Below are 22302 nucleotides of genomic sequence, written 5' to 3' on the forward strand. Positions count from 1 at the left end.
CTAACCTCCCCCTGAACAGAGGGAGGCTAGGTGAGGGTATTCTTACTAACCCTCAAGCTCTTCACGCAGCAATTCCAGCTCCATCCACTCTTCCTCAGCCTTGGCGCGCTTGGCTTCGGTTTCCATCAGCGTCTTGGACTTTGCGGCAAAACCGACCGGGTCCTTGGTGTAGAAATTGCCGTCGGCTAGCTGTTCGTTGATGGCCTTGATGTCGGCTTCGAACTTGGCGATCTGCTTGGGCAGGGTTTCGAGGGCGTGCTTTTCCTTGAAACTCATCTTGCGCTTGGGCGCCGGTGCCGAAGTGGCGGCCGTGGTCTGGGTCAGGCTGGTCTTGCCGGCGCGATGGGCCTTGGCTACAGGCTCGCGGGCGGTGACGCCCTCGCCGCGCTGGATCACCATGTCGGAATAGCCACCGGCATATTCGAGCCACAGGCCTTCGCCTTCGGCGATGATCACCGAGGTTGCGACGCGGTCGAGGAAGTCACGATCGTGGCTGACGACGATGACGGTGCCGGCATAGTCGGAGACCATTTCTTCGAGCAGGTCGAGCGTTTCGAGATCGAGATCGTTGGTCGGCTCGTCGAGCACCAGGAAGTTCGATGGCAGCGACAGGGCACGCGCCAGAGCCACGCGGGCGCGCTCGCCGCCGGATAGCTTGCCGATGGGGGTGTTGGCCTGTTCTGGTCCGAACAGGAAGTCCTTCATGTAGCCGATGACGTGCTTGGGCTGGCCGTTGATCTGGAGCGTGTCGGAACCACCGCCGGTCAGCGCTTCCTTGAGGCGCGTATCGGGATGAAGCTTGGCGCGGCCCTGATCGAGCATGGCGAGTTCAAGCGCCGAGCCCATCTTGATGGTGCCGCTATCGGGCTGATCGAGCCCGGTCAGCATTTTGATCAGCGTGGTTTTGCCGGCGCCGTTCGGGCCGACAATGCCAATACGGTCGCCGCGTACGACGCGGGTCGAAAAATCGCCGACGATGATGCGGTCGCCATAGGCTTTGGCGATGTGTTCTGCTTCAACCACCAGCGCGCCGGAGGTGCGGCCCTCGGCAACTTGCATGTTGACCGAACCGGTGACGCGGCGCTGTTCGCGCCGATCCTGCCGCAGGCCGGCCAGACGCTCGAGACGGCCCACGTTGCGCTTGCGGCGCGCAGTCACGCCATAGCGCAGCCAATGCTCTTCGCGCACGATCTGGCGGTCGAGTTTGTGGCGGTCACGCTCTTCTTCTTCGAGCACCTGATCGCGCCAGGCTTCGAAATGGGCAAAGCCCTTGTCGAGCCGGCGCGTCACGCCGCGGTCAAGCCATACGGTGGAACGCGTCAGATCGGAGAGGAACCGACGATCGTGGCTGATCAGTACCATGGCCGAGCGCATGGAATTGAGTTCGGCCTGCAGCCATTCGATGGCCGGCAGATCGAGATGGTTGGTCGGCTCGTCGAGGAGCAGCACGTCGGGCCGAGGCGCCAGGACGCGCGCCAAGGCGGCACGGCGACCTTCGCCACCCGAAAGATTTTTAGGATCTTCGGCGCCGGTGAGGCCAAGCGAACTCAAAAGATATTGCGCGCGATATTCGTCGTCGCCTGGCCCAAGGCCCGCTTCAACATATTCGAGCGTTGTCGCATACGCCGAGAGATCGGGCTCCTGCGGCAGGTAGCGCAAGGTGGCGCTCGGCTCGACGAAGCGTACGCCACTGTCGTGGGTCACGTCGCCGGCGGCGATCTTGAGCAGTGTGGATTTACCCGAGCCATTGCGGCCCACCAGCGCGACGCGCTGGCCCTGCGAAACAATGATTTCGGCGCCCTCAAGGAGCGTCGTTCCACCGAAGGTGAGTTTGATATTCTGAAGCGAAAGAAGGGGTGCTGCGGCCATGAGCGCGGATAGAGCATAGGCGGCCCCTAAAGAAAAGGCCGCTCACCGCGTGAGACCCCTGCGTTGGGGCCGATAGAATAGAAAAAGGCTGGTCAGGGCGTTGAGGACCCTGACCAGCCCGGGGAGACGGTAGCAGCAAGCCCCGTCGTCTCGGTTGCGAAGCGCCAACCCAATCCCCTCGAAGGTCGGTCGGCATCGCGCTGACTGGACAAAACCATATTCTAACATGACTGTCAAACTCATCTTTTACGAGCCAACGGGATTTCCGGGATGAGGGGAAATTCCCTGCTACGCGAGAGTGACGCGGTGGGTGGAATAGGAAGTGGAAATGCAAACACCCCGGACCATGGCCGGGGTGTTCAAAAATCGTGGCGATCAAAAATTAGTGCGCGGGGGTCATCACAGCGTCAAGTGTCGACAGGCCGAGGCGATCGCGGATCGAACGCTTCTTGCTGGCGAGGTCGGCAATCGTGTAGCTGGCCAGCACTTCGAAAAACGCACCCAGCGCTTCACGCAGCGCGCTATTGAGATCGCATTCGCCGATCAACGGGCAATCGGCGCCATCTTCAAAGCACTCTGCCAGAGCGAAGTTTTCTTCGGTCAGGCGAATGGTATCAAGCAGCGTGATGTCATCGGCGCTCTTGCCCAGCTTGATGCCGCCATGACGGCCGCGCACTGTGGCGAGCAGGCCATTTTCGACCAGTGGCTTGATCAGCTTGAACAGGAACAGCTCGGAAATGTTGTAAGCCTTGGCAATATCAGCCACGCGGCTCAGCCCAGGCTCATTGACGGCGCAATAGACCAGGGTACGGATCGCATAGTTTGATTGGCGCGTCAGTCTCACGAGGGACCTCTTATCAACGGACATTCACGACAGCCGGAGACGACAATACGTCTCGATTCGGCTCTGAATTCCTTCATAGAACGAGGCTCAGCTTATAACCATTCTAAAATATGTCAAGATAACTTGATCAGATCGTTCAAGTTTTAAAATAGGACCGAATACTGGACATCGGCTTAACTTCGGAATATGAACTTAAGAATACGGAGGGAACCACCGTGAACACAACAGTTACGCGTGCCATGCTCTGTGACGCCGCAACACGGCAGACTGGCCTGGACAAGGCAGATGTCAGCAACATCGCCGAGACTATGTTCGAGATGATGCGCGAAGCGCTGATGGCCGGTGAAAACGTCAAGCTGACCAAATTTGGCGCCCTACAGGTGCGCTCGCGTGCCGAGCGTATCGGGCGCAATCCACGCACTGGCGCGGAACATGTCATTACCGAGCGTCACACCGTGGTATTCACGCCAAGCGGTCAGTTGCGCGACTCGCTCGACTTCATCGCCTCAACTGGCAAGGTCGGCCAGGCTGCGTGAGAAATAGCGGCGATAGAGCGTAAGTTCTCCCGCACCAACCGCCGGCGCCACTCCACCAAGATGCCCAGCCAGCACCTGCGGCCGAATGTAGGTCGGGGCCGCCAGAGCATGCAGCTCGTTTGACAGGCGCGTAACCAGCTCGGCGATGATCGTGTCGGGCACGATGCTATCGACGACCACCAGTTCGCTGCCAATGACCATTGTGGTGTTAAAAACGATCTGGGCCAGCGCCTGGGCGGTTTCGGTCAACCATTGATCCAATACCACGCCGAAGCTCGACCAGTCCCAGTCTTCGACGCGGGCGATATCGGTCTCAATGCCAGCCGCGTTGAGCCGCCGCCACAAAGCCGCGACCGACGCGATGGAATGAGCAGGCTGCAGCTTGCCGTTGCAATCGGCAACCAGCATGGCCCCAAGATTTGCCGAATTGCCGCTCGGCCCTTCCCACAACATCCCCTCCCCCACGATGCCTGCACCGACATTGCGGGAGATCAGGAAGTAGATGAAGTTGGCGGGGCGCGGCCGGGGAAAGGCGATCAGCTCGGCCCAGCACGCGGCATTGCCATCGTTGAACACACGGACATCGAGGCCTGTGCGGCCTGACAATTCGGCCACGACATCGACATCGTCCCAATGTGCCCGCGGCGCCTGCGTGGTTTGGACCTGGGCAATATGGGCGGCAAGATTGGAAGGCATCGCGACGCCGATATCGCGCAGACGGCTGCGCTGCTCGGCAGTGAAGCCGACCAGCATCCGGCCGATGATGCTACCAAGCTCGTCGAACAGGGTGCGCGCATCCGGATAGGGATATTGCATCTGGCTGCGCTGCAGCACCTCGGCATCCATATTGAGCAGGACCACATCGGCGTGCCGGCGGCCGAGTTCGACGCCAATGGCGAAGGCGCCTTCGGGATGCAGCGATATAGGTGTGGCGGGCTGTCCGCGCCGACCGCGCAGCACTTCGCCACGACTGATCATGCCGGCCTGATCGAGATCGCTGAGGATGGCTGAAACCGTCTGCGGCGCAAGGCCCGACAGGCGCGAAATCTCGGCATTGGAGAGACCGGCATTAAAACCGATCACCGTCAGGACGGCGCGCACATTGGCGCGGCGCAGGCTGTGATGCTGCAACCCACGACCAACGGCATCAAAGGCATCGCGAGAGGACTCTGAATTACTGGACGGCATGGTCACATCCCGACAAAACGCTGGTCGCGCGTCGTCATAACGCGGTGCCCCAGGCGACAGTTCTACGTAAATGGTGTTTTCTTTGACGTGGCCCGCGACAGTCGATTTGGTCGACTCGCAGGCCAGTTTTACAATCATGTCAAATATGGGGGTAAGGCAAGCCGTCGCGGCGGGTGGATAGACCAGTTCAGACGGGTTTAAGGATGTTCTGGCGCTGCAATACTGGACGCGCTGAACCTTCTCCGAACGGCTAAATACCAGTCAGATATGGATTATGACGCCGATTTATCAGGGCGCAGCTATACGCTGACGCAGCTGATCAGGGTCGACTGGACTTTAGTCTAATGGGGCAATCCGACACGGTCGCCGGATGGTTGTCTCTGCCGTCTCTCAGGCGCTACGACCCGCCGCCCAAGCGGGGATGCTAGCGGTGTCACGCAGGCCGGCAATGGCATCGGCGAGACCCGAGGCGATCAGCGGCCCCAGCTTGAAGCCGTGGCCCGAGCAGGCGCTCAATACCCAGCCCGCTGAACCGATAGGCTCTACGACAAAGCCCTCATCGTCGGTGACGGTATAGTAGCAAACCTTGCGCTCGAGGATGCGATAGTCGTCAAAGCGGGCAAATATCTCCCTCGCAGCCGTAAGGACCGGAGCGATGTCGATTTCGGTTGCCAGACGATCATCGCTGCCGGTGCCGCGGCGCGTGAAGAAGTGGTCGCCGATCTTGAGGCGTGTGCCGCCGCGGGGCGGCAGGATATAGGCGCCGTGGCCGCTGCCCTGATCGACGAGAATTGGCGCCTCGGCCCAAGCTTTGGCGAGATCGGCGGGAGGCTCCAGATAGAGCAGCAGCTGGCGTGACGGAACTATGCGGCCGGCGGTTGCTGGCAGGAGTTCAGGTAGCCACGCGCCCGCAGCCACAACGACCAGATCGGCGTCATAGCGCACGCCGCCGGACAACACCGTTCCGGTATCGGCATTAATGTAATCGACGCGGGCATGGGGGTGAAGCTCCACGCCATTGTGTTCCGCCCAGCGCGCCAGATCGGTCACGATGCGATTGGCGAACAACATGCCAGCGCCACCGGCCTCGAAGGCGTCGGTCACGCCCTCGGCGTGCAGCATGGGCAGGCGTTGGGCGATTTCGGCAGACGTCACGCGGCGATGGGCAATGCCGACGCCGTCAAGTTCAGCTGCGGCGCTGGCATAGCCGTCCGCGCCAGTGCGCGACACATAGACCATGCCGGTGGGCAGGTAGTGGCTGGCCCCAAGGTCAGCCCAGAGCCGATCATAGGTGGCGAACGCGTGCGGCATCAGCGCGCCGTATCCGGGCAGACGTCCATAGGTGTGTCGCGTGATGCGGTGTTCATCAAAGGACGAGGCGACCGGGTTGGGGATGGCGCCGGCATCGAACAGCGCGACCGCAATGCCGCGCTTGCGCAGCGCCCAGGCCAGCGACAATCCGGCGATTCCGGCGCCAACGATGGATACTTTCACCTTTATTTCTCCGTCTCGACCGCCAGCGAACAAAACAGATCGTGGCACCCCTTCGCTTTAGGGTGGACTTGCTGGCAAGTCGCGGGATCAGAAAAACCCTACTGAATACGGGCCTCTCAGGGCCTCGTCTCATTTATCTATCAGATTAGTAGACTTATAATCCGGGCACAATAGATGGTCTTGGAGCAGGGCGATTATGAGTTACGCATTGAGTGTGCTGGACAAAAGCCCGGTGCTTCGCGGTGAGGACCCAACGCAGGCTCTGCGACGCACAGTTGCTTTGGCACAACGCGCAGAGGCGCTGGGCTATGAGCGCTTCTGGGTGGCCGAACATCACAATACGCCCGACCTTGCCAGCTCATCGCCAGAAGTTCTGCTGGCGCATCTTGCCGCGCGCACCGACCGCATCCGGATCGGCTCAGGCGGCGTGATGCTGCAGCATTACAGCCCCTATAAGGTGGCCGAGAATTTCAACCTGTTGGCCGCATTGGCGCCGGGACGTATCGATATCGGCATCGGCAAGGCCCCCGGTGGCCTGCCGCTTTCGACCAAGGCGCTGCAGGCTGGGCGCGACCTGACCAATCGGCCAGAGTTCCGCGCGCAGCTCGAAGAACTCGACAGCTTCCTCTCCAGTGATGCAGCGCGTCGGCCGCACGGGCTGGATGCCACGCCACGTCCGACCCAAGCTGGTGAGAGGCACTTGCTCGGCGCAAGCGTTGATAGCGCGGCGCTGGCCGCGGAACTCGGCTGGAACTTCGTCTTCGCGCGCCATCTCAATGGCGACGATGCAACGCTATCGGCGGCGATTTCCACCTATAAGGACGCCACGGGCCGAGCGCCAATCGTTGCGCTTGCTGCGGTCGTCGCGCGGACGGCCAGCGAAGCGCGGGCGCAGGCAGAACTGTTTACGCCCTATCGCCTTCATATCCCCGGCGCGCAGAGTGTTACGGTCGGCAGCGAAGCACAGGCGGCCGAATATGCTCGGCAGGCCGGTGTCACCGACTACACCATCGAACGGCGTCAATCGACGGCACTGGCCGGCAATGGCGACGACATCGTCGCGACGCTAGATACGCTGGCCGCGCAGTATGGCCTTCGTGAATTCATCATCGACTTTGCCAATGCGGGCGACAGCCGCCTTGAGGCAATCGAGCTGGTTGCTTCCGCCCGGCAGCGATCCATTCCCACCGCACTTTCCGCTTAACCACGGGGTTTCCCATGAGCAAGAAACGCATTCCATTCGGCATCATGCTGCACGGCCCCGGCGGCCATATGAACGCCTGGAAGCACGAGAGTGTGCCGGCGGATGCCAGCGTCAATTTCGACTTCCTGCTGAACACGGCAAAGCGGGCCGAAGCAGCGGGTATTGCCTTCGCCTTCGTGGCGGACGGGCTCTATATCAACGAGCAATCGATCCCGCACTTCCTCAATCGCTTCGAGCCGATCGTCTTGCTCTCGGCGCTGGCCGCTGCGACCAGCAAGATCGGCCTGGTGGGCACGTTGTCGACCTCTTACAGCGATCCGTTCACCGTGGCCCGGCAGTTCGCCTCCATCGACTTGTTGAGCAAGGGCCGCGCTGGCTGGAACGCGGTAACCTCACCGCTTGAGGGCTCTGCCAAGAACTACGGGCGGGCCAACCATCCCGACCATGCGCTTCGCTATGAGATCGCTGCCGAGCATATCGAGATCGTCAAAGGTCTGTGGGACAGCTGGGACGACGACGCCTTTGTGCGCGATCGCGCCACGGGCAAGTTTGCCGATTTCGCCAAGCTGCATCGCCTCAACTTCAAGGGCAAGTTCCATTCGGCGGAGGGTCCGCTCAACATCCAGCGGTCGCCACAGGGGCAGACCGTCCTGTTCCAGGCGGGCGGCTCAGATGCTGGCATTGATCTGGGCGGATTGCACGCCGATGCGGTCTTTGCCAATTCGACCTCGATCGAAGAAAACCGCGTGCTGACGCAGAAGCTCAAGCAAAGCGCTATCGCGCATGGTCGCGGTGCCGACGCCATCAAGATCCTGCCCGGCATCGGGCCGATCGTTGGTTCGACGGAAGCGGAAGCAGAGCGCAAGTACCAGGAAATCCGCGATCTGGTGAATATCAAGGAAGCGCTGGCCTATCTCGGCCGCTACTTCGATCACCACGATTTCAGCCAGTATGATGTCGATGCACCATTCCCCGAACTGGGCGATATCGGCACCAATAACTTCAAGTCGGGCACCGACCGCATCAAGCGCGTCGCCAAGGAAAACAACCAGACGCTGCGCGAAGTGGCATTGGAAGAAACCACGCGCCGCAGCGAGTTCATCGGCACGCCAGAACAGATCGCCGACCGGATCGAAGAATGGGTCGATACCGGGGCGGCCGATGGTTTCGTGCTGGGCTTCCAACTGGCGGAATCAGGCTGGGTCGACTTCGACGCACAGGTACTGCCAATCCTTGAACAGCGCGGCCGTCACGTGCGCGAGCAGGTTGGCGACACCCTGCGCGACCATCTCGACCTGCCCTTCCGTGAAAGCCGCTATGCACTGGCCGACACCAAGGCGGCCGGCTGATGAGCACTCACACGCCGGTGACGGACGAGGATTTCGTTGCGCTCCGCCACCGGCTGCATGCCGCACCAGAACTGGCCTATGAGGAGCACGAAACCAGTGCGCTCGTCGCGGGGTATCTGCGCGAATGGGGCTATGACGTCGAAACCGGCGTCGGACGGACCGGCGTGGTCGGCACCATTTCCAACGGACCGGGTGAGCGCAGCGTCGCCATCCGGGCCGATATGGATGCGCTGCCCATCGAGGAAACGACGGGTCTTGCCTATGCCAGTCGCAATCCGGGCAAGATGCATGCCTGCGGCCATGACGGCCACACCACGATCCTGCTGTCGGCGGCGAGGCAGTTGGCGGAGAGCCGCCAGTTTTCCGGCACCTTGCGGGTGATCTTTCAGCCGGCCGAGGAAAACAATAGCGGTGCAAGAACCATGATCCAGGAAGGGCTATTCGAGCGCTTTCCGGTCGATGCAATTTTCGGCCTGCACAACTGGCCCGGCGTTCCGGCCGGGCAGTTTGCCTTCCTCGATGGCCCGGCAATGGCGTCCGTTGATTTGGTCATCATTCGCATTAAGGGTCGTGGTGGGCATGGGGCCAAACCGCATCAGACAATCGACCCGGTGGTGGCGAGTGCTTCACTCATTCTAGCTTTGCAGACCATTGTATCCCGCAATGTCGATCCGCTGGAGATGGCGGTGATCACCGTCGGCTCCATCCACGGCGGCGTTGCGCCCAACGTCATCCCAGATGGTGTCGAGCTTCAACTGACCGTGCGGACCTTCAACGCCGACGTGCGCGAGCATATCCGGCATCGGCTGACCGAACTGGCCAAGGCGCAGGCGGCCAGCTTTGGCGCGACGGCCGAGGTACTCTATCCTCGTGGCTATCCCGTACTGGTCAACCATCCGGTAGAGACCGAATTTGCCCGCGAGGCGGCGCGCCGTCATTTTGGCGATGCGCGGATCGACACCTCACTTAAGCCCATCACTGCCAGCGAGGACTTCGCGTTCATGCTGGAAAAGCGGCCCGGCAGCTATCTGTTCGTCGGCAATGGCGACAGCGCCGACTTGCATAATCCCAATTACAATTTCAATGACGCAATCCTGACCGATGCCGCGCGCTATTGGGTGCAGCTGGTCCAGGACTATCTGGCCATCAACACGGCTGCGGCCTGAGCTTCCCCGGAGCGATCAACATGACTGACAGCTTCCTTTACACGAGCCCGACAGCGGAGATTTCCCGTCCGCTGGTCGAGCAACTGACCGACGAATACAACAGCCGTTATGGCGAGGATTTCGGCGACTCCTCGGCAGAAATGAACCGCTATCCGCCCGAGCGCTTCGCGGCACCGGACGGCGCGTTCGTGCTGCTCTTGCGCGACGGCACGCCCATCGCTGGCGGTGCCTTCATGCGCTATGACGAAACCACCGCCGAGATGAAGCGGATTTGGACCGACAAGGACCACCGCCGCCAAGGTCTTGCCCGCCTCATTCTGGTGGAACTGGAGGAGCGCGCTAGGCAACTGGGCTATGGCCGCCTCTATCTCACCACCGGTTTCAAGCAGCCTGAGGCGCGCCATCTCTATCTCACGACCGGCTATTCGGCGCTGTTCGATGTCGCGGCCGATCCCGAAATCTACGGTTCCCTGCCCTTCGAAAAGTTCCTTTCCGGCCCGCCTCCGGGCTACGTGCCGACCCTTGTCACGCCGCCCGAAGGTGGCTGGAAGGCGGCGCGCCAGGCGCAACTGGCGAAGCAGGCTTAACGCCGTCCAGGCGTGGCTGAGGCAAATCAACTCTCAGCCGCGCAATCTACAGAATGCCGTCGCATTGACTTACCGGTGCTAAATTCTAGAATTTCTATAGACAAAAGCTGAGCGGAGTTTTCGATCATGGCAAGCACCGATATCGACACCAGTTATTCCGGTGCGCATGAGGCATCTACACCCGGCGGATACAAGATCGTCCCGGCTCGACATCCTTGGCGCGTGGTCGGAACTGTTGTCGCTGCGGCGATGATCGCCATTACGATTAACTCGATATTGACCAACCCCAAATGGGGTTGGGACGTGTTCGCGCAGTTCTTCTTTTCCGAGCCGGTTCTGGTTGGCCTGAGCCGCACGCTTTGGCTGACGCTGCTGGCTAGCATTGTCGGGTTTCTGATCGGCGGCCTGCTGGCCTTTGCCCGCGTCTCAAAGTCGAAACTCCTATCGAGCTTGTCCTGGGCCTATATCTGGCTGCTGCGCTCGATCCCGCTGATCGTGCTGCTGCTGGTGCTGAACAATCTGGGTTACCTCTACCCCACGCTCAATATCGGCGTACCGTTCACTGAAATTCTGTTCCTGCAATATTCGATGACCTCGGTGCTCAGCGTGTTCGCCGTAGCGGTCATCGGCCTCAGCCTTAATCAGGCGGCGTTCTCGGCCGAAATCATCCGTGGCGGTATCCTCTCCATCGATCAGGGCCAGCAGGAAGCGGCGGCCGCACTGGGACTATCTTGGCGTCGCCAGTCGCTGCACATCATCCTGCCGCAGGCGATGCGCGCGATCATTCCATCAGGCTTTAACGAAATCATCGGCTTGGCCAAGGCGACGTCCATCGTCTACGTGCTCGCCCTGCCCGAGCTGTTTTACACCGTGCAGGTCATCTACAAGCGCAACCTCGAAGTGATCCCGCTGCTGATGGTCGCGACCGTCTGGTACCTGATTATCATGAGCGTGCTGTCGCTCTTCCAGGTCGGCATCGAGCGCTACTTCGGCCGCGGCTCGACCCGTGACGGCAAGGTCTCCGGCCTCGACCGCGCGATCAAGTTCGTCACCGGCGATGCGACTTCCAAGGCCATTGCTGCCGCTCGGAACAATCCTTCGACGACCGCTCGCGCAGAAAGCGCTTTCCGTCAGGGTGGGCGTGTCGAGATCCGCCATATCTCGAAACACTTCGACACGTTCCATGCGCTGAACAATGTGAGCCTCACCATCGAGCCCGGTGAAGTCACCGCTATCATCGGACCATCGGGCGCTGGCAAGTCGACGCTATTGCGCACCATCAATCACCTCGAACGCGCTGACGAAGGCTATGTCGCTATCGATGGCGAGCTGATCGGCTACGAGCGTCGCGGCAACCTGCTGTATGAACTTAAGGATCGCGCCATTCGTCAGCGTCGCTCGAGCGTCGGCATGGTGTTCCAGAACTTCAATCTGTTCCCGCATCTGACGGTCGTTGAAAACATCATCGAGGCGCCGATTGCGGTGCAGGGGCTGGATCGTCGCGAGGCTGTTGCGCTCGCTCTGGACCTGCTGGCGCGCGTCGGGCTTTCCGACAAGGCCGATGCCTATCCGCGCCACCTGTCGGGTGGCCAGCAGCAGCGCGTGGCCATCGCCCGGGCGCTGGCACTCAAGCCAAAGGTTCTGTTGTTTGATGAGCCGACATCGGCGCTCGATCCGGAACTGGTCGGCGAAGTGCTCGACGTGATCAAGGAACTGGCAACCTCGGGCACCACGCTCATCATCGTCACCCACGAAATCGGCTTTGCCCGTGAAGTGGCTGACAAGGTGGTGTTCATGGAAGACGGCAAGGTCGTCGAGGTTGGCCCGCCGTCGCGCGTCTTCACCGATGCGACACACGCGCGGACACGCGAGTTCCTAGCCAAGGTTCTCTAACGCTTCTCCAAATTCCGGCGAGGGTGCGAAGCGCCGGCCCTTCTGTCGTTCGCATGGACGACGGCAGAAACTCTTCGCTCTAATTTCCTAGAAGGCTTCACCAATGCGTCTGCTTAAACCCCTCCTCGCTGCCGGGCTCATGGCCGCAACTGTGCTGAGCGTAGCGCCAAGCTTTGCCCAGAGCACCATTACCTTCGACCTGACGCCAGAACAGACCAACCGCGTCCGCGCCGAAAAGATCGACGCCGCCGCCGCGCTGATCTCGCCCGATTTCAAGTTCGTCAAGGATGGCACGTTCACCGTGGCGCTGACCGTTGGTGATCCACCGCTGAGCACCTATGCCACCGACTCCAAGACCCCGGTTGGCGCAGAAGAAGACACCGCGCAGATCATTGCCGACGCGCTGGGCCTGAAGCTTGAGCTGGTGCCTGTCGCCTGGGCCGACTGGCCGCTCGGCCTGCAGTCGGGCCGCTTTGACGCCGTCATCAGCAACGTGACCGTCACCGAAGAGCGCAAGGAGAAGTTTGACTTCTCCACCTATCGTCTCGACGTTCTCGGCTTCTATGTCGCCACCGAAAACCCGATCACCGAAATCTCCAAGCCAGCAGACATTGCCGGCCTCAAGATCATCGTCGGCGCGGGCACCAATCAGGAAAAGATCCTCCTCGATTGGGATGAGCAGAACAAGGCTGCGGGCCTGGCTCCAGCTGAGTTCCAGTATTACGACGATAGCGCTGCAAGCCAGCTGGCGCTGCAGTCGGGCCGTGCCGATGTCGAGTTCAACCCCAATGCGGGTCTTGCCTATCGCTCCGCGATTAACGGCAACACCAAGCTGGTTGGCATCGTCAATGGCGGCTGGCCGCTGACGGCCGAAATCGCCGTGACCACCCGCAAGGATAGCGGTCTGGCTGCTGCCGTGACCGCCGCGATCAATGGCCTGATCGCCGATGGCAAGTATCTCGACACCCTCAAGCGCTGGGGCCTGCAGGCCGAAGCGCTGTCGGAATCGCGCACCAATCCTCCCGGCCTGCCAAAGAGCTGATCACGGCCTGCTTCTAGCGAAGCTATCTTAATAGGCGCCGCATCTGACGAGGTGCGGCGCTCCCATTCCCCGAGACATCCGATGACCAATCCCATTGCGATCAAGCACCTCGCCTTTCTCGTTCCGGGCAACTACGCCAATGACGACCCGGGGCCCGGCATTGAGGCGACGCTGAACCTCATCGCCTTCGGCGAGCAGCTCGGCTTTGACAGCGCCTGGGTGCGGCAACGGCATCTAGAGCCGGGCATTGGCACCGCGGCGGTATTTCTGGCTGCCGCAAGTCAACGGACCAAGACGATCCAGCTTGGTTCTGCGGTCATCCAGATCGGCTATGAAAGCCCGTTCCGATTGGCGGAAGACCTGTCGATGGTCGATGTACTGTCGCACGGGCGGCTCAATGTCGGGCTCAGTGCCGGCGTGCCACCGCATTCTGCCATTCTCGGACCCTTGATCCATGACGGCGACTGGCAGAGCCATGAGCTTGGTCATGCCCGCATCGAGCGGTTCGCCGCCAATCTGCGCGGCGATTATCTTGGCGACGCGGACACGACAATCGCGACGCCATTCGGGCCGCAACGGCCACGCCTGCAACCCTATGCGGCGGGGCTGGCCAATCGGCTTTGGTATGGCGGCGGTTCGCAGAAGTCGGCGCGCTGGGCGGGCGAGCATGGGCTCAATTTTCTCACCGGCAATGTCATCAGAGGGGAAGGCACGGATGACTTCCACACAGCCCAGGTCCGCCTGATTGAAACCTTTCGCGCGGCGTCCGACGCATGGCCGGGGCGTGTTGCCGTAGGCCGGGTGATCGTGCCGACAGATAGCGCGCCCGCATCGCGGGTGGCGCGCTATGAAGCCTTTGGTGCGGGTCGTTACGAGCGCACGCTCAAGCCACAGGGCGAACGCCGCACGCTGTTCCCGCGCGATCTGGTCGGAACATCCGAGCAAATCATTGAGTGGCTGCTCAATGATCCGGTCCTGCCGCTGGTCGACGAGCTGCGGCTTGAGCTGCCGTATGAATTCAGTCTTTCCGAATATGAGCAGATCCTGACCGACACAATCGAACGGATCGCGCCGGCGCTTGGCTGGTCGGGCAAAGCGCCAACCCTTACACTCCAGAAGGCGGCATCCGCCTGACCGCCTGCCGCTTCAATTGGTTTCGAGTATTGCCTTCATGCCCACGCTTTTCGACGCCTACCAGATTGGCGCCCTGTCCCTTCCCAACCGCTTCGTGATGGCGCCGATGACGCGACGGCGCGCAGCAGACGGCAAGGTGCCGACCGAGCTTGCACGCCTGCATTATGCGCAGCGGGCAAGCGCCGGGCTGATCATCACCGAGTCCATCGAGGTGGATCCGTTCAGCGGCCTCAAGGGACCGACGCGGCCGGGGCTGTTCACCGATGCACAGCAGCAGGGCTGGCAGGCGGTGACCGAGGCCGTGCATGACAAGGGTGGGCGTATCTTTGCGCAGCTGTCGCATATGGGGCGTGGGGCACATTCCAGCCAGTTGGAGGCAGGCGGCCGCGTGGTCGGGCCGTCGTCGATTGCGGCGGCAGGCAATATCTATACCGTCAACGGACCAGTGCCGTTTGAGACGCCGGTGAAACTCGATATCGGCGAGATCGCCGTGGTGGTCGGGCAATATGCCGAGGCGGCGCGCCGCGCCAAGGCAGCGGGCTTTGATGGTGTCGAACTGCACGGCGCCAATGGCTATCTGATCGATCAGTTCCTGCGCGATGCCAGCAACCAACGCAGTGATACCTATGGCGGTAGCGCCGAAAAGCGGGCGCAGTTCCTGCTCGATATTTTCGAGGCGGTGTCGACGCATTGGCCGGCTTCGAGCATTGGCGTGCGGGTATCGCCGACCAACAATTTCCAGGGCATGAGCGACAGTGATCCGGTCAGCAATTTCGAGACAATCGCGGCCCTGTTGTCACCACTGGGGCTGGCCTATCTGCATGTGGTTGAGCCTGCCGTGCAGCCGGACGGTCTCCCCTATGTGGCCATTGCGATCCGCGAGAGCTTTGATGGTCCGTTGATCCTTGCGGGCAAGTATGACCAGGCATCTGCCGAGAGCGCCTTACTTGAAGGAAAGGCTGACCTCATCGCGTTTGGCGAGAAGTTTTTAGCCAATCCGGACCTGCCCGAGCGCTTCCGCCGAGGCGCGCAACTCACGCCGCCGGACAAGGCGACGTTTTATACCGATGGTGCGGCTGGCTACACAGATTATCCCGCGCTGGCGGACTGAGGCGGGACGGCGATCTGGGCCTTGCCATGGAAGCCGACAGTGAACTCGTTGCTGACAGTTTCCACCAGATTGCGACGCTGCTGGCCAAGGCCCAGAACCGGAAACAGCAGTTCGGCGACACGGTAGGCTTCTTCGAGATGGGGATAGCCGGAGCCGATGATCAGATCGATGCCAACGGCCTGATATTCGCGCAGGCGTTCGGCGATCTGTTCGGGTGTACCGACCAAGGCGGTGCCGGCGCCGTTGCGCACCAGGCCAACCCCGGCCCAGAGGTTTGGGCCGACCAGCAGCTTGTTGCGATCACCGCCATGCAGTTCGGCCATGCGGCGTTGGCCGACGCTATCCATCTGCTGCGTGAAACGGGCCTGCGCTGCCGCGATCTGGCTGTCGGAGACCTTGCTGATCAGCCGTTCCGCCTCGCGCCATGCCTCGTCTTCGGTTTCGCGCACGATGAAATGCAGCCGCATGCCAAAGCGGAGCGTGCGACCACGGGCAGCGGCTTTCTGACGAGCAGACGCGACCTTTTCGGCGACCTGCGCCACCGGTTCGCCCCAGGTGAGATAGGTGTCGACCTGCTCGGCCGCGAGGTCCTGCCCGGCTTCCGATGAGCCACCGAGGAAGATGCGGGGATGGGGCTGTTGCACGGCGCGCTGATCGAGACGGCCAGCTTCGATGCGGTAGTGTTTGCCGGTGAGGTCGACCGTTTCGCCTGCCAGCAGGCGGCGGAAGATTTGCAGGAATTCGCCCGCCTGTTCGTAGCGCTCCCCATGCGGCAGGAAAACGCCGTCCGCAGCGAGTTCAACTGGGTTGCCACCGACCACGACATTAAGCAGCAGCCGACCATTGCTCAGCCTGTCCAGCGCCGCCGCCTGTCGCGCTGCAAAGCTCGGAAGCGTTGCGCCGGGTCGCAGAGCGACGAGGTATTTGAGGCGGTCCGTGACCGTGGCCAAGCCTGTGGCTGTGATCCAGCTTTCTTCGCAATTCTGGCCGGTAGGCAACAAGACGCCTTCGAAGCCAAGACGATCGGCCGCCTGGGCGATCTGCTTGAAATACTGAAAATCGGGCTGGCGTTCGCCCTGGCTGGAGCCAAGATAGCTGCCATCGCCATGGGTGGGGATGAACCAGAAAAAGTCGAGCGGTTTGGCTGACATGGCGATGTCCCCTTTAATGATTGCGGCCCCAAGGCACGTATTTGCGTTCGATGAAGCGCAGCAGGGCTTCGAAGGCAAAGGCGATAGCGGAGATGACGAGAATGCCGGCGATGACCACGTCGGTGACGAGGAACTGGGCGGCCGACTGGATCATGTAGCCAAGCCCGCGCCCTGCGGCGACGAGCTCTGCGGCAACAAGCGTCGTCCACCCGGCGCCGAGCGCGATGCGAATGCCGGTGATGATCGAAGGCAAGGCGCTGGGCAGCAGCACGTTCCACAGCAGTTGTGCGGGTGATGCACCAAAGGCGCGGGCGGCATTGACCTGACTGCGCGAGGCGGCCCGGACGCCGCTGGCAGTAGCGATGGTGATGGCCGGGATCATCGACAGCGAAATGACCAGCACCTTGGATGGCTCGCCAATACCGAACCAGATGATCACCAAAGGTAGATAGGCCAGCGGCGGCAGCGGGCGCAGGAACTCGATGATCGGATCGAGAATGCCGCGCCCGATGGGGCTAGTGGCGATCAGCAGGCCAGCGGGCACAGCAATGGCGATGGAGCAGGTGAGCGCCGCAAAGACCCGACCAAGGCTGGTCAGTGTGTGCTGCAGCAGTGTTGAATCGACATAGCCAATCTGGATCAACCGCCCAAAGGCGGCGACAATAGCGCCCGGTGGTGGTAGGAAGACCGGGGAGACCCAACCAGAGGTGCTGGCGATCTGCCAGATCAGCAACACGGCGGCTGCTACGGTGAGCCCCAGGGCCAGTGGCAGGTATTTCTTGAGTTGGCGATTGTTGCGACGTGGTGCGACCGACGTTTTTGCGCGGCTCGATGTTTCAGTGGTCACGCTCATGCTGCCACCGCCAGGTCGGGTTGCTCGATGGCTGAGAGCAGTTCTTCCCGCGCAGCAACAAATTCGGGGGCGGACTTGAGCGAGCGGGCGGTTTCGCCGGCCAGAAAGCGGCGACTGAAATCGACGTCGCGGGATAGCGCGATGCGCCCCGGATGCGCCGCCAGAACGACAATGCGGGTGGCGAGAAACAGGGCTTCTTCGACCGAATGGGTGATGAGCAATGCGCCGGTGCCGGAGCGATGCCAGATGGTCAGCAGCAGTTCCTGCATCTGGTCACGCGTCATGGCGTCGAGCGCGCCAAGCGGCTCGTCCATCAGCAGAAAATCCGGTTCGGCAGCAAGCGCGCGGGCAATACCGACGCGCTGGCGCATGCCGCCTGACAATTCCCAGACGGCCTTGTCGCCCTGCCCCTCGAGCCCGACGCTGGCCAGCAGTGCATCAGCGCGCTGGCGGCGTTCGGTCTTGCCGACTTTGCGCAAGTGGAGTGGGAAAGCAACGTTGTCGCGGGCGTTGAGCCAAGCGTAGAGCGCGTCGTCCTGAAAGACCACGGCGCGGTTGGCGGATGGGCCGTGCAACGTGCGGCCGTCAATGGTCACATGACCTTCGGAGGGTTCGAGAAACCCGGCGGCCAGATTGAGGAGGCTGGTTTTTCCGGAGCCGGACTGCCCCAGAACGGCGATGAATTCGCCTTGGGCGATCCCCAGCGAGACGTGGTTCAGCACGATCTGGGAGGCCGCGCCGTCATAGGCGAAGCTGACAGAGTTCAGACGCAGTTCCGACATGGCAGACCCCTCCAATTGTCGCGCTGCCACCCAGGGACAGGTGGCAGCGCGCTCTGATGCATTGGGCGCCAAGGAAAGAAACGCCCACTGCAATGCGGATTACTTGGCGAGTGCGGCCTTCACGAAGGCCGTCGACACGTAAGGGGAATAGTCTGGCAGTGCGCCGCTGATGCGGCCCTGTTCGGCAAGGAACGTTGCTGTTGCGGCAACCGCCGTGGCGGTACCACCACCGAGGAAATCGGGGCCGGCCTGCTGTTCGAGCGATGGGAACACATAGCCCTTGAGCAGCAATTGCACGTCAGCCAAGTTGGCGCCGGAGAGGTCGGCGATCTTTTTGGCCTCGGCGGAGTCGGCGTTCCAGCTTTCGGGCGCGGCGATATAAGCATCGGTGGCTTCGCCGGTTACCTTGACGAAGGCGTTGACGATGTCCGGGTTGGCTTCGGCGAAATCCTTGCGCACGATCCAGGCATCAAAGGTTGGGCCACCCCACTGGGCGACGTCGGCGCTATCGGCGAGAACGGTGGCGCCGCCAGCCTTGAGCTGAGCCAATACCGGGTCCCACACATAGGCGCCGTCGATATCGCCGCGCTCCCAGGCGGCCGCGATCTCGGGTGGACGCAGGTTGAGAATTTCGAGCGAGCCGGACTCGATGCCCCAATGTTTGAGGGCGGTAAGCAGGCTGTAGTGACCGGTGCTGACGAACGGCGTCGCGATCTTTTTGCCGACGAGTTCTTCGGGCTTGGTGACGCCCTTGACTGCCAGCGCTTCGGCTTCTGCGATATTGCCGACGATGAAGATGGTTTCGATCGGCAACTGCTGGCTGGCAGCCACGGTCAGCGGGCTCGAGCCGACATAGCCGATATCGATCGAACCGGAAGCGATGGCGGCGATGACGTCAGCACCGCCTTCAAAGCGGCTCCAGGTGATGTTGGCGCCGGTGGCGGCTTCGTAGGCGCCGTCGGCCTGTGGCACCTTGCTTGGCTCGACAATTGGCTGCCAAGCGATGCGCAGATCAACGGCGTAGGATGTTGTGGCGCTCAGTGCGGTCAGCAGACCTGTCAGGCCCAAGGCCAGTAGTGCATGGCGTGAATTCGACATTTGATCCCTCATGGCAGCGCGTTGACGCGGTTGGTGCTGCCTGCCCACTGCGCCTGCCCCAAATGCGGCGCTGAGGAATACTGTCTTACTCTATGGAGTTAATCGAGTTGCTGGCGTGCCAACCCGAACCAGCATCGGGAAAGGGTCTTCTTCAGGCTGCAGAGATTGGGGAATTCCTTGCTATGGCGCAAAATCTTGTCTGCAAGCGGCAGGATAGAGACCCTGCCGCGCAAGTTCATGCTCTTTTCGGCCTAGCGCGGCGTCCGATCAAAACGGCCATAAGAGCCGTGATAGTAGAGCAGAGGCGCGGACTGGCCCTGGACTTCGATGGCGCGAACACGGCCGATCAGCAGGGCGTGGGAATGGCGTTCGATGACTTCGTCGAGTTCGCAATCGATAACGGTGAGTGCGCCGACAAGGGTTTGCACGCCCGTTGCGAGTTCACGCCACTCGCCATCGACGTAGCGGCCGACGCCTTTTTCGCCACCGCGACCGGCGAAACGGTCAGCAATGTGAGACTGTTCTGCTGTCAAAATGTTAACCGCGAACGCGCCAGTGCGCTGCAACACGGCCCAGGACGATGATGTGCGGTTGAGGCTGACCAGAACGGTTGGCGGTTCGACCGAAAAGGACGATACCGAGGTTGCGGTGAAGCCGGTACGCTCGGCACCATAGCCGGTGGTGACGACGCTGACCGCGCCGCTGAGATGGCGCATGGCGAATTTGAAATCGTCGGCGGCAACGCTGGGTCGCGGATCGACGCTCGGCGAAAAGGGCGCGCTGTAGCTGGCAAATTCGAGAATAGACACAACAGCACTCCGCGTCGCGTGACAGAAACTGCTGATCGCATCAGCATGGCGCGATTGGACCACGGCGCGGCCTTGGCCTGCGAGACTTGGCTTTCCGAATGTCTGGCGTGACCGGCAATTTTCGTGGTGCGGAGGCACAGCGAAATAGAACGGGTTTCTAATACCGCGAAATGTCTATTGATTTAGTAGATTAACGACTCCGCGCGGGACCGGTCCAGACCTAGCTGTTGGACAGAATCCGCGCGGCGATCTTGGCGGCCTGCACCCGGATATCGGGAATGGCTTCGATCTCGAAAAAACGTCCGCGCGTCAGCGGTCCGACGACCAGCAGACGGTCGGTGACTTTGCCTTGGGCGTCGATGACGGCGCAGTGGTCGTCCACATCGAGACCGATGCGCAGAGTGTCGGCGCGGGCGCGGCCGTCGGCCACCAGTTCGCGGATCACCGGATTGGAGCTTGAACTCACATCGACGCTGACGCCGCCGCAATCATAGACGCGGGCCACATCAAGCGGTTCGCGGACAGTGGAGCCGCGACGGCGGATCTGCGCGCGGGCGCCGTCTCCATGACGTTCGACGCCGATGAACTCGGCGGCGGTGAGACTGACCTGCCCGGTATCGACGGCGCGGACCAGCCGCTCATAGAGTTCGGGCGGCAGGCGATGGCGGTGAATATTCCACCATGGGCGCAAGTGGCGGAGGAACTGGCGACGGATATGGTCGGACCAGCTCTGCCACAGGCGCTGATTGTAGGGGCGGAGGCCATCGACAACGCTGCGCCAGTCGCCACCGGCAGCTTCGGTGTCACGCACCAGCTGGCGGAACCACGCCATGAAATAGGGAAGGCTGGTGCCGAACGGCACATCGGCGGCGTCGATATTGATCGGCGCGACGTCCTTGTGGCCCTTGGGCAGCAGACCGTTGCGCGAAACGACGATGATGGGACCGCGATGGCTGGAATCGGCGAGCGACAGCCAGGCGTCGACCATGCTGAGGCCCGAGCCCAGGATGACAACCGGCACATCGGGATCAAGCGGGGTATCGCGGTCGGAACCGACGCGGACAGCAATGCCGCGACCACGCGCCGGCTGGGTTTCGTGCCCCACGGCAAGCACGGCGCTGCGGCTGATTAGGCTCGTGCCATTGGCCAGCACGGTTTCGATGCCGGTCTTGCCTTCGCGGACAGCGGTGACTTCTTCGGAGAGGATGACCAGACGACCGAGCTTGGAACGACCGGCCTCGGTCAACACGTCTTCGAGATAGGCGCCATAGAGGCGGCGCGGCACGAAAACCCATGAGCCGGTGGCAGATGGATAGCCGCGCTTTTGCAGCCAGCGCCAGAAGTGGTCCGGGTCATCGGCAAAGGCGCTCATGCCGCGCGCGGGGACGTTGACCTTGTGGTCGCGCTGGCTGGCGGAATAGGCGAGACCCTGCCCGAACTGGCCCCGCCGCTCGATCAGCGTGACGCGAATGTCGGTTGCGGGATCACGCAGCAGGTGGGCCGCGAGCAGGACGCCACTGGCGCCACCGCCAATGATGGTAACGGAAGGCCGACCGGACGCGGCGCTCATGGCGCTGTCCATATCAGGCTGTCATCGAGCCGACCGGCAGCGCCTCGGGGCCGCCCATCAGACGCATCTGCGCTAGGCTGGTATTGTCCAGCACATCGGCAATCGCGTTGCGTACGTCCAGCATCAGATGGCGAATTTCGCATGTGGCCTCATCGCAATCAGTGCAGGGTTGGTAGCGGGTCTTGCTGGCGCAAGGGATGGGCGCAAGCGGCCCATCAAGGACGCGGACCACATGGCCGATCTTGATCTCGTCAGCGGGGCGCGCGAGCGAGTAACCGCCCATCTTGCCCTTGCGACTGTAGACAAAACCCGCATTGCGCAGTTCGGCCAGGATCGCGTCGAGGAACTTTTTGGGGATGTTGTTGTCTTTGGCGATCTCGCCCACGAAAGCCAGTTGGCCCTCGGGGATTTCCGAAAGGGCGGAAAGGGCCTTGAGACCGTATTTGCCTTTTTTGGTGAGCATGTCGCCGAGCAATCCCAGATCGTCGGCTGCGGATCGGCCAACGGTTCGGAACTGTAAATAAAGTCTACAAAGCAGCTAAACAAGGAAAATTCCTTCTCAGAACATCACACGTGGCGCGTGCTGACATCTGGAGCCGCTGACGACGGCGCCGGGCGGTCA

General features: G+C 61.7%; 20 protein-coding genes. 9 read left to right on the plus strand and 11 right to left on the minus strand.

From position 1 onward, the window contains the following. Nucleotides 1-45 precede the first annotated feature (45 nt). Together ABIE28_RS15655 and rirA are read right to left on the minus strand one after the other, a co-directional pair. Entirely contained in the window at nt 46-1869 is a 1824-nt protein-coding gene (locus ABIE28_RS15655) for an ABC-F family ATP-binding cassette domain-containing protein (protein WP_354064509.1), read from the minus strand. Between the two features lie 382 nt (nt 1870-2251). Then, on the minus strand, nt 2252-2713 hold the full coding sequence (gene rirA, locus ABIE28_RS15660; protein WP_354064511.1) for an iron-responsive transcriptional regulator RirA: 462 nt from the start codon (nt 2711-2713) through the stop codon (nt 2252-2254). Nucleotides 2714-2928: 215 nt separating this feature from the next. Between rirA and ABIE28_RS15665 the strand changes: the two genes are divergently transcribed. Further along, the gene (locus ABIE28_RS15665) at nt 2929-3249 is read left to right on the plus strand and encodes an integration host factor subunit alpha (protein WP_354064513.1); all 321 of its coding nucleotides are present in this window, start codon (nt 2929-2931) and stop codon (nt 3247-3249) included. On the opposite strand, the gene ABIE28_RS15670 is transcribed toward ABIE28_RS15665, so the two are convergent. Both ABIE28_RS15670 and ABIE28_RS15675 read right to left on the minus strand, forming a co-directional pair. Continuing rightward, nucleotides 3220-4437, minus strand: a complete 1218-nt coding sequence (locus tag ABIE28_RS15670; protein ID WP_354064515.1) for an ROK family transcriptional regulator — start codon at nt 4435-4437, stop codon at nt 3220-3222. The two genes, ABIE28_RS15665 and ABIE28_RS15670, sit on opposite strands and share 30 nt — an antisense overlap. Before the next feature lie 390 nt (nt 4438-4827). Continuing rightward, on the minus strand, nt 4828-5931 hold the full coding sequence (locus ABIE28_RS15675) for an NAD(P)/FAD-dependent oxidoreductase (RefSeq protein WP_354064517.1): 1104 nt from the start codon (nt 5929-5931) through the stop codon (nt 4828-4830). A gap of 196 nt (nt 5932-6127) precedes the next feature. Here ABIE28_RS15675 and ABIE28_RS15680 point away from each other — a divergent pair, with 196 nt between their 5' ends. The 8 genes from ABIE28_RS15680 to ABIE28_RS15715 all read left to right on the plus strand — a co-directional run bounded on the left by ABIE28_RS15680 (nt 6128) and on the right by ABIE28_RS15715 (nt 15417). Continuing rightward, nucleotides 6128-7135 carry an MsnO8 family LLM class oxidoreductase gene (locus tag ABIE28_RS15680; RefSeq protein WP_354064519.1) on the plus strand — a complete coding sequence of 336 codons (1008 nt, stop codon included), beginning with the start codon at nt 6128-6130 and terminating at the stop codon, nt 7133-7135. A 14-nt stretch (nt 7136-7149) separates the two neighbouring features. After that, nucleotides 7150-8484 carry an LLM class flavin-dependent oxidoreductase gene (locus tag ABIE28_RS15685; protein WP_354064521.1) on the plus strand — a complete coding sequence of 445 codons (1335 nt, stop codon included), beginning with the start codon at nt 7150-7152 and terminating at the stop codon, nt 8482-8484. Further along, a complete protein-coding gene (locus tag ABIE28_RS15690; RefSeq protein WP_354064523.1) occupies nt 8484-9650 on the plus strand; it encodes a M20 aminoacylase family protein in 1167 nt (388 codons plus the stop codon). Before ABIE28_RS15685 ends, ABIE28_RS15690 begins: the two co-directional genes overlap by 1 nt. Before the next feature lie 20 nt (nt 9651-9670). Then, nucleotides 9671-10237 (plus strand): GNAT family N-acetyltransferase, encoded by a 567-nt coding sequence (locus ABIE28_RS15695; RefSeq protein ID WP_354064525.1) that lies wholly within the window; start codon nt 9671-9673, stop codon nt 10235-10237. 126 nt (nt 10238-10363) lie between these two features. Further along, the gene (locus ABIE28_RS15700; RefSeq protein WP_354064527.1) at nt 10364-12130 is read left to right on the plus strand and encodes an amino acid ABC transporter permease/ATP-binding protein; all 1767 of its coding nucleotides are present in this window, start codon (nt 10364-10366) and stop codon (nt 12128-12130) included. A 103-nt stretch (nt 12131-12233) separates the two neighbouring features. Further along, nucleotides 12234-13172, plus strand: coding sequence for an ABC transporter substrate-binding protein (locus ABIE28_RS15705; protein WP_354064529.1), 939 nt, complete (start codon nt 12234-12236; stop codon nt 13170-13172). Nucleotides 13173-13253: 81 nt separating this feature from the next. Continuing rightward, nucleotides 13254-14306: an LLM class flavin-dependent oxidoreductase gene (locus ABIE28_RS15710; protein WP_354064531.1), complete on the plus strand. Its 1053-nt coding sequence runs from the start codon at nt 13254-13256 to the stop codon at nt 14304-14306. Nucleotides 14307-14343: 37 nt separating this feature from the next. Then, nucleotides 14344-15417, plus strand: coding sequence for an alkene reductase (locus ABIE28_RS15715; RefSeq protein ID WP_354064533.1), 1074 nt, complete (start codon nt 14344-14346; stop codon nt 15415-15417). Here ABIE28_RS15715 and ssuD read toward each other — a convergent pair. The 7 genes from ssuD to ABIE28_RS15750 all read right to left on the minus strand — a co-directional run bounded on the left by ssuD (nt 15396) and on the right by ABIE28_RS15750 (nt 22143). Beyond that, nucleotides 15396-16568: an FMNH2-dependent alkanesulfonate monooxygenase gene (ssuD, locus tag ABIE28_RS15720; RefSeq protein WP_354064535.1), complete on the minus strand. Its 1173-nt coding sequence runs from the start codon at nt 16566-16568 to the stop codon at nt 15396-15398. The two genes, ABIE28_RS15715 and ssuD, sit on opposite strands and share 22 nt — an antisense overlap. Before the next feature lie 13 nt (nt 16569-16581). Continuing rightward, entirely contained in the window at nt 16582-17421 is an 840-nt protein-coding gene (locus tag ABIE28_RS15725; RefSeq protein ID WP_354064537.1) for an ABC transporter permease subunit, read from the minus strand. Further along, on the minus strand, nt 17418-18203 hold the full coding sequence (locus ABIE28_RS15730) for a taurine ABC transporter ATP-binding protein (RefSeq protein ID WP_354064538.1): 786 nt from the start codon (nt 18201-18203) through the stop codon (nt 17418-17420). The genes ABIE28_RS15725 and ABIE28_RS15730 overlap by 4 nt, the downstream gene beginning before the upstream one ends. A gap of 99 nt (nt 18204-18302) precedes the next feature. Next, a complete protein-coding gene (gene tauA, locus ABIE28_RS15735; RefSeq protein ID WP_354064540.1) occupies nt 18303-19301 on the minus strand; it encodes a taurine ABC transporter substrate-binding protein in 999 nt (332 codons plus the stop codon). A gap of 251 nt (nt 19302-19552) precedes the next feature. Beyond that, nucleotides 19553-20017 carry a flavin reductase family protein gene (locus ABIE28_RS15740; RefSeq protein ID WP_502913439.1) on the minus strand — a complete coding sequence of 155 codons (465 nt, stop codon included), beginning with the start codon at nt 20015-20017 and terminating at the stop codon, nt 19553-19555. A 313-nt stretch (nt 20018-20330) separates the two neighbouring features. Then, nucleotides 20331-21680, minus strand: a complete 1350-nt coding sequence (locus ABIE28_RS15745; RefSeq protein ID WP_354064544.1) for an FAD/NAD(P)-binding protein — start codon at nt 21678-21680, stop codon at nt 20331-20333. A 13-nt stretch (nt 21681-21693) separates the two neighbouring features. Then, entirely contained in the window at nt 21694-22143 is a 450-nt protein-coding gene (locus tag ABIE28_RS15750; RefSeq protein ID WP_354064546.1) for an RrF2 family transcriptional regulator, read from the minus strand. Nucleotides 22144-22302: the final 159 nt, after the last annotated feature.

It is taken from the genome of Devosia sp. 2618 (assembly GCF_040546815.1).
Taxonomy (GTDB): domain Bacteria; phylum Pseudomonadota; class Alphaproteobacteria; order Rhizobiales; family Devosiaceae; genus Devosia.

What these genes read in the sequence shown, in the direction of transcription:
- ABIE28_RS15655 (WP_354064509.1), bottom strand. Translation starts at nt 1,869, where the DNA reads ATGGCCGCAGCACCCCTTCTTTCGCTTCAGAATATCAAACTCACCTTC.
- ABIE28_RS15670 (WP_354064515.1), bottom strand. Translation starts at nt 4,437, where the DNA reads ATGCCGTCCAGTAATTCAGAGTCCTCTCGCGATGCCTTTGATGCCGTT.
- ABIE28_RS15680 (WP_354064519.1), top strand. Translation starts at nt 6,128, where the DNA reads ATGAGTTACGCATTGAGTGTGCTGGACAAAAGCCCGGTGCTTCGCGGT.
- ABIE28_RS15685 (WP_354064521.1), top strand. Translation starts at nt 7,150, where the DNA reads ATGAGCAAGAAACGCATTCCATTCGGCATCATGCTGCACGGCCCCGGC.
- ABIE28_RS15690 (WP_354064523.1), top strand. Translation starts at nt 8,484, where the DNA reads ATGAGCACTCACACGCCGGTGACGGACGAGGATTTCGTTGCGCTCCGC.
- ABIE28_RS15695 (WP_354064525.1), top strand. Translation starts at nt 9,671, where the DNA reads ATGACTGACAGCTTCCTTTACACGAGCCCGACAGCGGAGATTTCCCGT.
- ABIE28_RS15700 (WP_354064527.1), top strand. Translation starts at nt 10,364, where the DNA reads ATGGCAAGCACCGATATCGACACCAGTTATTCCGGTGCGCATGAGGCA.
- ABIE28_RS15705 (WP_354064529.1), top strand. Translation starts at nt 12,234, where the DNA reads ATGCGTCTGCTTAAACCCCTCCTCGCTGCCGGGCTCATGGCCGCAACT.
- ABIE28_RS15710 (WP_354064531.1), top strand. Translation starts at nt 13,254, where the DNA reads ATGACCAATCCCATTGCGATCAAGCACCTCGCCTTTCTCGTTCCGGGC.
- ABIE28_RS15715 (WP_354064533.1), top strand. Translation starts at nt 14,344, where the DNA reads ATGCCCACGCTTTTCGACGCCTACCAGATTGGCGCCCTGTCCCTTCCC.
- ssuD (WP_354064535.1), bottom strand. Translation starts at nt 16,568, where the DNA reads ATGTCAGCCAAACCGCTCGACTTTTTCTGGTTCATCCCCACCCATGGC.
- ABIE28_RS15725 (WP_354064537.1), bottom strand. Translation starts at nt 17,421, where the DNA reads ATGAGCGTGACCACTGAAACATCGAGCCGCGCAAAAACGTCGGTCGCA.
- ABIE28_RS15730 (WP_354064538.1), bottom strand. Translation starts at nt 18,203, where the DNA reads ATGTCGGAACTGCGTCTGAACTCTGTCAGCTTCGCCTATGACGGCGCG.
- tauA (WP_354064540.1), bottom strand. Translation starts at nt 19,301, where the DNA reads ATGTCGAATTCACGCCATGCACTACTGGCCTTGGGCCTGACAGGTCTG.
- ABIE28_RS15740 (WP_502913439.1), bottom strand. Translation starts at nt 20,017, where the DNA reads ATGCGCCATCTCAGCGGCGCGGTCAGCGTCGTCACCACCGGCTATGGT.
- ABIE28_RS15745 (WP_354064544.1), bottom strand. Translation starts at nt 21,680, where the DNA reads ATGAGCGCCGCGTCCGGTCGGCCTTCCGTTACCATCATTGGCGGTGGC.
- ABIE28_RS15750 (WP_354064546.1), bottom strand. Translation starts at nt 22,143, where the DNA reads ATGCTCACCAAAAAAGGCAAATACGGTCTCAAGGCCCTTTCCGCCCTT.